Below are 9,336 nucleotides of genomic sequence, written 5' to 3'. Positions count from 1 at the left end.
TATAATAACCGTTATAATGATGATATATTCGAAATTGTAGTTTCTTATCTAACTAATTTGGTGGAAAATCGTTTATAATTCCCAAAATAAATATTAAAAAAGCAAAGAAGGACAAACAATGAGCTTTTTCTACAAGGAAGATTTCAACTTTCCGGACACCTACCAAGAAGGGATTGATATAAAGACGGCCGGAAACGGGGTGATATTCAAGGAGGGGGATAAAGCCCACATCCAGACATTCGAACATTCCGACGCCGCTTTTTTCGTCACCTCCGAGGGTCTTTCATCCCAGAAGTGCAGAAACACGCCCTTCAGGGTATCCATCAAATACAGGATAGACCATCTCGAAGCCGGTAATGCTGTCCCCACAGCAAGATTTTACATCAAAGAGACGCAACCGGAGACAGGCGCTCTCGGCATTTCATCCATGTTTGCTTTTGTCAACAATTCCAGCGGTAGTATAAGAGAGTATTGGGTAAACAATGTGGCGGCAAATAAATACTTCAATGGTTCAACGGCTACTTGGACTTCCTCAAGTAATTACGTTAGGCTCATAAATTTGAATACATGGTACACACTTATCATAACATATCATCCCGAGAGCAGAGAGATGACTCTGAACAACGGGGTATATAACGTTAATACCGATGGAGTTATTAATATTGGCGACAATCCACTATGGTTAGTCTCCGGCTTTAACATGGCAACCGATAATTACGGCAGGATAAGTCTCGACTACATCTACGTCGAGGACTTGAGGATTTCAAGGAGCTTTTCCTCCGTCAACTCCCTCACAACCGAATCCCGCATCAAGAGCGCTTTCGACGGCACGTTTCTTACTGCCCTAAACGATCTGGTAAACCGCCACAGAGAGTCGTTAACGGTAAAAAACGCGATACTCGACCATCTCCCTTTAAGAGAGTCGCTTCAAGCGATAAACCGAATAGGAGAGAGAGCCTCGGATCGGAGAAGCTACGATATAAAAATCTATCTTGACGATCAGGATATCGGCGGCACGGTCGAAAGCTGGGATGTGACATACGATGAGGAGACTTACACAAAACAGGTGGGGATAAAGCTTAAGGATAAAGCTATTTTGAAAAACAAGCGCCCCTACACCCTTTCCAACGAGAAGTTCTTCGAGCCGAGAATCAAAATTGTGATAGACGGAACATCGATAGGCGATTTCTTCTGGGAAGACGCTTCCCGGCTTGAAAAATTCGGGGAGTTTGACGCCGACATCGGCGGCAGGAGCCTGACTGCGATCCTGGACAGGCCCTTCATGGAGCCTTTAACGACGGTTTTTGGCGAGGACACCACCAAGAAAGAGGTTGCAGAATCCCTGTCATCTACGGTACCGATAAGCTGGAATATCCTTAACTCTAAGATCTACGCCGACACCTACGGCGTCAAAAACAAGACCCCCGGGGAGATCATAAGGGCGATGGTAACGGCCGGTGGCGGATCACTCTACACCGATTTCGAGGACGGCCTGATCTGCGATTACAAGCCGTTTGACACAACTGGGAAAAGCCCCGTTGCCTCGATAGTGGACTCGGAGATCGTCGAGTCGAGCCGAAAAATTGACCTCCCCACCGGGGAGAACTCAATCGAACTGTTCGGCTTCGACAAGGTCTCGGCGCTCGGAAGGTGGCCGGTGGTCAACCTGATCGCATCAAAGTATACGCTCAGGTCAAACGGGAGCGACAGCCTCAAGCTCACCGCCTACTGTTACAACAAGGACGGCTCGTTCAGCGAGGTGGAGACGATAGAATATGAAGAGGCAACCCCGTCGACACCGAACAAGATCAGCGTATCAAAGAGGATAAAGAGGGTCATCGGGATATGGAAGGATGTAAACGGATCGCCAGGGGACCCCGTCCCGGGGCCGTTTGAGTTCGACGGAACCACCATAACCACGACCGCCGAGATGGGAAACTTCTCCCATCTCGTCACCTACGATGGGGGGGAAACCTGCTCCTTTTCCGTCGACAAGCTTGCCGGCGTTAAAGACTCCGAGGTGCTGATCGAAAACGGCGTGGCGAAGACCACTTTAAGGGCGTCGGCCGGCGGCGGCGGATACGCGACCGCAACCGCGACCTTCAAGGGCCAGTCCGACTCGTTGACGATAAGGATGGACGACCCAAGGGTCTCCGACATCGACGCCGCGGCGGACCCGACGAAGATCGCCCGGGGAAAGACATCCGCGATAACGTGTCGGGTAACGGGGCCCGACGGCGCCCCCGTAAAGGACGGGATGGAGGTCGCCTTCGTAATCGAGGAGGGGGCGGGAAGCCTGGCATCCGAAGACGTCAAGGAGACGATCTCGGAAAGCCACATTATCGTCACGACCTCCACCGGAGTGATCGAGGGGGAGGAGTTGACTTCCACCACCGAGGTGGGACTCTCCGTCCGCTTCCCGATCTCGGTGCTCGTCTCCATCTACAGGGTGATAAACGGCGAGGAGTACAAGGCCGTGAACTACGCCGACGGAGCCGAGGTCAGCGGGAAGGGCATCACCCTCGAAATACCCCTCCCGAACAAACAGACAATCGTCAAGATCACATACAGCTCCGGCGGGATCGCCGAGGCGAAATATTGCGCCCCATCCCTTCCGGTGATGACCGTGGAGGAGCTTTTCACCGTAAAGCCGTATACGGCCTATATTCGCTGCACAGCCGGGGGGGAGGACGCCCTGGTATCCATAGACGTCTCGGCGCCCAGCGTAAAGAGCACCTCCGCTCCCGATAAAAAGGAGTATCTGCCGTGGCAGTGGCTCTACTTCCCAAAGGAGAGCGAAAACGGCAAAAAGGGCGTCTTCACCGCAACTCCTTCAAAGGAGGAATATGAAGAGCCGCGGCGGCTTCCGACTAGGAGCGGCTACACCATCGACTTTGACAACACGTCTTCCGAGACCGTGGAGGAAAACTGCAAGACGAATAAGAAAACCGTGGGGGAAAAGACATATATCATTTTAACTGTTCAAGGGGAGAAAAGGAAGGTGGAGGAGGACTGGATCGATAAAAAAGGGAATATCCACGGGAAGAGATGGGTAAAAGATGAGGATACGAAGGAGGCGATAGAGGGGGCCAAGGTACAGATTGACTGGAACAACGACGGCTACGGCCCCTTCGGCGATGGATATATCGATGAGGAGATCGTCACAATTTCAAACGGGTCTTTCACCTTTACCAAGGGGAAGAGGGGAAAACACGCTATAAGGATATACCACAATGATTACGAGGTCTTGGAAGACCAGATCGAGATCCCCGGGTTTTCCAATCAAGGGATCGTCGAAGCGGGCTATGAATATGTCCCCGTGGAGTATTACGCAAAGGTCAGATGGAGGTACGTGAGCAAATGAACATCAGGGTAGTCTGTAAATACGGCGCGGGCGACAGGCCCGCAGACTCGATAACCGACAGCCTCATCTTAACAGAGGATGAAGCCGTAAAGAGGGGCTACTACGAGCTCAACGGGAGATGGAAGCTGAGAGAGAGTTTCAGCCTCTCCCTCCCGTACCCGCCCCTCGGCCACCTGATCAGACCCGGAGTCTACGTCAGGGTTACGAACCTGGAGGCGGGACTGATCTCCGAAAACCTCTACGTCAAGGGTGTAAAAATTTCGGGGGAAACCACCGGAGTAATGATAAACCTCGAATGCGAGAGGTACGAAGATTGGGAGGAGGAAGCGGCCATATGATTCAAGAGGCATCGATCGTAAGAAAGAAAAAGATTCGGGAGGCCAGAAAATCGGCCTCAATCGACAAAACCAAGAGCGGGCTGACGGCAAAGGATAGAAACGACATCGTCGCCTGCCTGGCTCTAAAAGAGGGGGTAATCAGGGGAAAATGAAGATAAACAGCATAATAGGAGATTTGGCCGAAGAGAAGTCGGTGGACAACTTCTCCATCGGCGAGGTGACCGCCGTCGACGATTCCGGGACCTGCACCGTAAAGCTGAGCTGCGGTATCGGCATAAGGGTTGTAAACGCCGGTGAGGCGAATATCGACGTGGGAGACTTCGTTGCGCTGAGGCTGATCGGCGGGGACATCAACAACGCCGAGATAGCGGGAAAGACCGCCCGCTCCATAAAGGGCGAGGCGAGAGTTATCTGGAGGTGACAATGGAGAAAAGGGGAAACAACGTAAAGTCGGCGGAGTTTCGGGGGATGATGCTGGAGAGGACCGAGACAATCTTGAAGGAGATCGAGTCGCTCAGAATTACGGTAGCCGACCACACCAAGAACATCGAGCGTCTCAAAATCAAGGCGTCCCTCTGGGGATTCATCGCGGGGACGATCCCCGCCCTGGTGACTGCGCTCTCGATCATTTTGAGGTGACAAGATGGGAAACATGACAGAAGATGACTGGAAAAGGGTCAAATACTTCACCTCAAACGAGGGCTGGGGAGATCCCTTCAGGATGGACAGAGAACTGATATTTCTCATGGACACATTGAGGGGACTCTTCCACCATCCCTTCGTGATCCACTGCGGATACCAGCGCCGGCCCGAGAAGCCAAAAAGCCAGCACAACTTCGGCAGGGCGGCCGATTTCCACATCGAGGGGATCTCTTTTCGGGACGCCGTTGACCTGATGCTCGCCTTCATAGGTCCGCCTCCGAGGGGGCTCGGGGCGGCGGACAATATCGGCCTCGGTATATATCCCCACTGGAACAATCCGGGCTTCCACCTCGACACGAGGGGAGAGAGGGCGCGTTGGGGCGCTGTAAACGAAAACGGGCGGCAAATCTACGTGAGCTTTGCCGCCGCTTATGACAAAATAGGAGGATAGAATGGGGAAAAAACTTTCGATAGGGATAACTTCGATAGGGCTTGCCGCAAATCTTGTTCAGGCGATCATCGTCTGGGTCGTCTCATCGAGCCTCTTGGCCGGTCTCGGCGCCTTTGGGGCCGGTATAATTCCGGCCCTGGCGGCGGGCGGCTCGCTCTATCTCGCGGGCAAGGTATCGGAGAGGTTGATCGCCCTGAAGAACGGAGGTGAAAATTGATGAAGATCGATCCCTTCAGGCTCTGGTCGGCCGTCGGCGGCCGAAAGTTTATGGCTCTTGTTATCGCCTGTATTATGGAGCTTGCCACCGGCGGTATAAGCCAGAACCTCCTTTTTGTCATCATCACCTTTATGGGTGCAAACGTCGTAAAAGACGTGGGCCTGAACTGGATGGAGAGAAGAAATGAAAAAGTACATGATCCTGGCATGGGCGATCCTGACCCTTCTTTTGATCGCCGCGATTTGCCTCCAGGGGAGGACAATTCAGAAATTGGAGAATAAGCTCCTCTTGGAGAGGGTAAGCAACGAGCAAAAGAGGATTGTGGTCGAGGTCATTCCAAAAAAGCTGAGGGAGATAGCGCCGAGGCCCGCCGACAAGGCGGGATTGGGCGATAAGCTGTACGGAGGAGAAAAATGAAAAGGATAATTGTCTTGGCCGTAATCTTGACTTTTCTCGCCGGCTGCGCAACGACTTCGAGGCTGGTCAACCTCAAGGGTCAGCCTCCGGCGACGGCGCTGTTCCCGAATGAAGAGGACATCGCAAAGGTGATCGAGGAGATAAAGGAGAGGCCGGCGCCGAAATCCAAGGCCGTCGTCTGGACGGGGGAGGGGTACCTCGTCACCCCCGAGGCCTGGGAGAAGGTCTTAAACGACAAGATATACTTGATGGCGTTAAAGAAAAAAGTGGAGGCGTTCGCGAAGGACTACCGCCCCGAGACGCTTAAGGACGCCTGGCGTAAAGACCTGGGAACGTCGATAATCACGATACTTCTGATGCTGGGGATTTTGGTGTATTGATAACCAATTATTCCCATAGTACTATATGGATAAGCAAAAACGGGAATCCGAAAATCCCCCAATTCTTATTACATCAAGAATCAAGGAGGATTTTAAACGGATTCCCGTTTCCACGAAAGCAAGTCTGGATTCCCGCTTACGCGGGAATGACAGGTATTAAAATGATGACACGCGCCGCGGAAGTCGCCCTTCTTTCATTCACCGCTCGATTGTAACTTCAGAGGGCGACTTCCCACACGGCTTATGATCACCAATACCGTCATTTCCGACCATATCGGGAATCCATATTTCTGTCATTCCCAACTCGATTGGGAATCCAGAAAGATACCTATTTCCCCGCCTTTTTCGCGTCCTTGATTTCTATCTCTTTGAGTATCTCCGCGTACCGCTCCTCCGTAATCGGGTAACGCTTCACTACAACCATTCCGATAAAGAAGAAGATGGCCGGAATCGCCCCCATCAGTATCAGTATTCCGAAATTAGCCAGCGGGTCCGGCTGCGGTACGATGTTTTCCGTATAACGGGTCAGCTGAAGGACTATCCCTATAGTGGCCAAGGCGAAGGCCTGTCCCACCTTTGAGAAAAAGAGGAAGATGGCGTAAAACGATCCCTCGGTTCGCTCGCCGCTTATCAGGTAGTCGTACTCGACGGTGTCCGGGAGCATCGCGTAGGGAGGGACGTACATGAAACCGAGGCCGAGGCCGGCGGAAAACATCATGATAAAGGAGAAGGTCATGGGCATGATGTGACCGATCGTGCCGATTACAAGAATCGACAGGGCGAAGGCCGCCATCCCTATTATATAGACGAGCTTCTTGCCGATCTTTTTACCCAACACGACGCTTATCGGTATAAAGAGCATGGCGGTAACGAGGAGTATCAACATCGCCGTAGTAACCTCCTTTTCGGCCTGATGGATATACTTGAAGTAGTAGGCCGCAACCCCGGTAACCACGGAGAGGGCAAGGAGATGCAGCATGTAGGTCATGGTTATAAGGATATAGGGCTTGTTCCTGAAAACCTTGAAATAAGTCTTGAAAAAACCCTGAGTCAGCTCCGCCCCATGCCACTCCGGCTCCCTGATCGAAAAGACAGTGATCATGGCCACTATCAGCATGACTATGCCGAAGATAAACCCCAGCGCCATGAAACCAACATTGGTGTTGGGAAATAGATAGACGATGGGAAAGGAAGCACCGGCTCCGAGAAGCGTCCCGAAGACCGCACAGCCGAAACGGTAGCCGTTCAGTACCGTCCTCTCGTGGTAGTCCTTGGTCAGCTCGGGGGTCAGGGAGCTGTAGGGGATATTGACGATGGTATATGCCAGGTTCAGAAAGCAGTAGAAGACGATTCCCCATATCAAGAGAAAGGTCTGATGCTCCTTCGGATTCCAGGCGGCCTTCGTCCAGTCGAAGCCCTCGGAGAAGACATCGGGATTAAAAAACGTCGCTTTGTCGAAGACCAGAAGCGGATTTGTGAACATCATGATCATGGCGAAAACAAGAAGTATGGAGCCGAAGAACATGTAGGGCCTCCTTCTTCCCCATCTCGTCTTCGTCCTGTCCGACATGTAGCCGACCACGGGATCGGTAACCGCGTCCCAGATTTTTCCGATGGCCACTATGGCCCCTGCCAGGGCGGGGGCGATAAGGACGGTATCGGTGAGGTAGATAAGGAGTACAAAGGCCATCGCGGTAAAGAAGAGGTTTCCGCCGAGGTCGTAGATGCCGTACCCAAGCATTGTCTTTCTGGAGAGCTTGTTATCTTCCATTATGTATTTCTCCTAATAAATACGTTACAAGCAGCCCTATTTCTGCACAAAGATTTTGATATTCTATAAAAAAACTAAACATTTCTCAAGTCTTAATTTCAAATATTTACTGCGGCCAAAGCGGGCCGAAGTCGTTAAATATAAGGCCCAATGGCACCCCTTCTCCTCATTTTCAAGCCTATCTCTTTAACCTGATCACGTTCCAGGAGAGAGCAGGCAATAAGGCCTTTACCATCCCCCCGTCGATGGAGGCGTCACCGTCCTTACTCGGGATAACATTGTCGGGATTCTCCTCCGTATTTGTCGCCTTCGGGTTGTCGTTTGTCATTACGATATGCTCCAAAACCTTGTATTCGGAAAATCCCCGAAGCTCGCAGGTGAAGTCGAGGGGGGAGTCGGCGTCCCTGTTTACGGCGAAGATCGTGAGCTCCCCAGCCTCCTCCCGCATCGTCCCAATACCGTCCAGAAAGGGAACATCCAAAATGGGGAACGACTGTGTCATATACGTGGGCGACTGGATCGAGGGGAGGAGCGCCGTCCCCCGGCCGTAGAGTGAGGCGTGGAGATAGGGGTAGAAGATGGTCTGTCTCCAGGCGGGGCCATTGGCCCTCGTCATAATCGGGGCGATTACGTTTACCAGCTGCGACAGGCACGCCACCTTTATCCTGTCGGCGTTTCTGAGAAGCGTGATCAGGGCGAGCCCCAAAAGGAGGGCGTCTTCGAAGTTGTAGACATCCTCAAGTATAGGGGGGGCCACCTGCCATCCCCCCGTTTGAGACACCATCCCGGGCCTCGAGTGATACCAGACGTTGTACTCGTCAAAGGAGAGGTACATGGTTTTTAGAGCGCCGTGCTTTTCCTTGATGTAGTCGCAGACGGCGACGACCGACCTTATGTAGGACTCCATCCCCACTGAGAGGGCAAGGTAGTTTTTCAGGTTGTCGTCGAAGTTCGTGAAGTAGGTGTGAAGCGAGATGTAGTCCACCTGCTCGTAGGCGAGGTCGAGGACGGTGGCGTCCCACTGGGGAAACGTGGGCATCTCCCTGAGCGAGCTCCCGGAAACCACAATCTCGATTGTGGGATCGACAAGCCGCATCACCTTCGCCGTCTCCCGGGCAAGCTTTCCGTACTCATCGGCCGGCTTGTGGCCGATCTGCCAGAAGCCGTCCATCTCGTTTCCCACACACCAGAGCTTTATATCGTGGGGGTCGCTCACCCCGTGCTCCCTTCTCATGTCGGCGTAGTAAGTCCCTTCCGGGGAGTTGCAGTACTCCACGAAGTTCCTTGCCTCGTCAACCCCCCTCGTCCCCAGGTTCACGGTCATCATGACGTCTATATCGAGATCCTTTGCCCAGGCGCAGAACTCGTTTGTCCCAAACTCGTTTGTCTCGATGGTCTCCCAGGCAATATCCCTTTTTACCGGACGATCCTTCACCGGACCCACTCCGTCCTCCCAGTTATAGCCGGAGACGAAGTTTCCCCCCGGATACCGGACTATCGGGACCTGAAGCTCCTTGATAATCTCGGAGACATCCGTCCTGAAACCCGCCTTGTCAGCTTTTGGGTGCTTCGGCTCGTAGATGCCCTCGTATATGGCTCTCCCCAAATGCTCCAGAAAGGAGCCGAATATCCTTTCGTCTATCTTCCCGACGACGAAGTCTTTGTCCAGTACCATCCTCGCATTTTTTGCATTAGCCATTATTTCCTCCGGTAGTATATATTTATCGTTTCTTTATAGAATCGGCAAATGTATTGT

At 52.5% G+C, this 9,336-nt stretch carries 11 protein-coding genes and 1 pseudogene; 10 read left to right on the top strand and 2 right to left on the bottom strand.

Annotation, left to right across the window (positions count from 1 at the left end):
• Window positions 1–118: 118 nt before the first annotated feature.
• The 10 genes and pseudogenes from JW984_06365 (at window position 119) to JW984_06320 (ending at window position 5,809) form a co-directional block, all read left to right on the top strand.
• Window positions 119–3,364, top strand: coding sequence for a hypothetical protein (locus tag JW984_06365; GenBank protein ID MBN1572805.1), 3,246 nt, complete (start codon window positions 119–121; stop codon window positions 3,362–3,364).
• Window positions 3,361–3,702, top strand: a complete 342-nt coding sequence (locus JW984_06360; protein ID MBN1572804.1) for a hypothetical protein — start codon at window positions 3,361–3,363, stop codon at window positions 3,700–3,702. Before JW984_06365 ends, JW984_06360 begins: the two co-directional genes overlap by 4 nt.
• Window positions 3,699–3,854 (top strand): hypothetical protein, encoded by a 156-nt coding sequence (locus JW984_06355; protein MBN1572803.1) that lies wholly within the window; start codon window positions 3,699–3,701, stop codon window positions 3,852–3,854. Before JW984_06360 ends, JW984_06355 begins: the two co-directional genes overlap by 4 nt.
• Window positions 3,851–4,123: a hypothetical protein gene (locus tag JW984_06350; protein ID MBN1572802.1), complete on the top strand. Its 273-nt coding sequence runs from the start codon at window positions 3,851–3,853 to the stop codon at window positions 4,121–4,123. Before JW984_06355 ends, JW984_06350 begins: the two co-directional genes overlap by 4 nt.
• 2 nt (window positions 4,124–4,125) lie before the next feature.
• The gene (locus tag JW984_06345) at window positions 4,126–4,341 is read left to right on the top strand and encodes a hypothetical protein (GenBank protein ID MBN1572801.1); all 216 of its coding nucleotides are present in this window, start codon (window positions 4,126–4,128) and stop codon (window positions 4,339–4,341) included.
• A 4-nt stretch (window positions 4,342–4,345) separates the two neighbouring features.
• On the top strand, window positions 4,346–4,795 hold the full coding sequence (locus JW984_06340) for a hypothetical protein (protein ID MBN1572800.1): 450 nt from the start codon (window positions 4,346–4,348) through the stop codon (window positions 4,793–4,795).
• A 1-nt stretch (window position 4,796) separates the two neighbouring features.
• The gene (locus JW984_06335) at window positions 4,797–5,012 is read left to right on the top strand and encodes a hypothetical protein (protein ID MBN1572799.1); all 216 of its coding nucleotides are present in this window, start codon (window positions 4,797–4,799) and stop codon (window positions 5,010–5,012) included.
• Window positions 5,012–5,293, top strand: a complete 282-nt coding sequence (locus JW984_06330; protein MBN1572798.1) for a hypothetical protein — start codon at window positions 5,012–5,014, stop codon at window positions 5,291–5,293. Before JW984_06335 ends, JW984_06330 begins: the two co-directional genes overlap by 1 nt.
• The gene (locus tag JW984_06325) at window positions 5,283–5,429 is read left to right on the top strand and encodes a hypothetical protein (protein ID MBN1572797.1); all 147 of its coding nucleotides are present in this window, start codon (window positions 5,283–5,285) and stop codon (window positions 5,427–5,429) included. Before JW984_06330 ends, JW984_06325 begins: the two co-directional genes overlap by 11 nt.
• Window positions 5,426–5,809, top strand: a pseudogene (locus JW984_06320) (lipoprotein). Before JW984_06325 ends, JW984_06320 begins: the two are co-directional and overlap by 4 nt.
• 328 nt (window positions 5,810–6,137) lie before the next feature.
• Here the strand turns inward: JW984_06320 and JW984_06315 are convergent.
• Together JW984_06315 and JW984_06310 are read right to left on the bottom strand one after the other, a co-directional pair.
• Window positions 6,138–7,580 carry an MFS transporter gene (locus JW984_06315; GenBank protein MBN1572796.1) on the bottom strand — a complete coding sequence of 481 codons (1,443 nt, stop codon included), beginning with the start codon at window positions 7,578–7,580 and terminating at the stop codon, window positions 6,138–6,140.
• Window positions 7,581–7,758: 178 nt separating this feature from the next.
• A complete protein-coding gene (locus JW984_06310) occupies window positions 7,759–9,279 on the bottom strand; it encodes an alpha-N-arabinofuranosidase (GenBank protein ID MBN1572795.1) in 1,521 nt (506 codons plus the stop codon).
• Between the last annotated feature and the right edge of the window lie 57 nt (window positions 9,280–9,336).

The organism is Candidatus Zymogenus saltonus (assembly GCA_016929395.1).
GTDB lineage: Bacteria > Desulfobacterota > Zymogenia > Zymogenales > Zymogenaceae > Zymogenus > Zymogenus saltonus.
Note: the sequence above shows the minus strand (reverse complement) of the source record. Positions and strands in the feature narration are given on the sequence as shown.

Coding starts and splice junctions, on each gene's coding strand:
- JW984_06355 (MBN1572803.1), top strand. CDS start 3,699: ATGATTCAAGAGGCATCGATCGTAAGAAAGAAAAAGATTCGGGAGGCC.
- JW984_06315 (MBN1572796.1), bottom strand. CDS start 7,580: ATGGAAGATAACAAGCTCTCCAGAAAGACAATGCTTGGGTACGGCATC.
- JW984_06310 (MBN1572795.1), bottom strand. CDS start 9,279: ATGGCTAATGCAAAAAATGCGAGGATGGTACTGGACAAAGACTTCGTC.
- JW984_06350 (MBN1572802.1), top strand. CDS start 3,851: ATGAAGATAAACAGCATAATAGGAGATTTGGCCGAAGAGAAGTCGGTG.
- JW984_06330 (MBN1572798.1), top strand. CDS start 5,012: ATGAAGATCGATCCCTTCAGGCTCTGGTCGGCCGTCGGCGGCCGAAAG.
- JW984_06360 (MBN1572804.1), top strand. CDS start 3,361: ATGAACATCAGGGTAGTCTGTAAATACGGCGCGGGCGACAGGCCCGCA.
- JW984_06340 (MBN1572800.1), top strand. CDS start 4,346: ATGGGAAACATGACAGAAGATGACTGGAAAAGGGTCAAATACTTCACC.
- JW984_06345 (MBN1572801.1), top strand. CDS start 4,126: ATGGAGAAAAGGGGAAACAACGTAAAGTCGGCGGAGTTTCGGGGGATG.
- JW984_06335 (MBN1572799.1), top strand. CDS start 4,797: ATGGGGAAAAAACTTTCGATAGGGATAACTTCGATAGGGCTTGCCGCA.
- JW984_06365 (MBN1572805.1), top strand. CDS start 119: ATGAGCTTTTTCTACAAGGAAGATTTCAACTTTCCGGACACCTACCAA.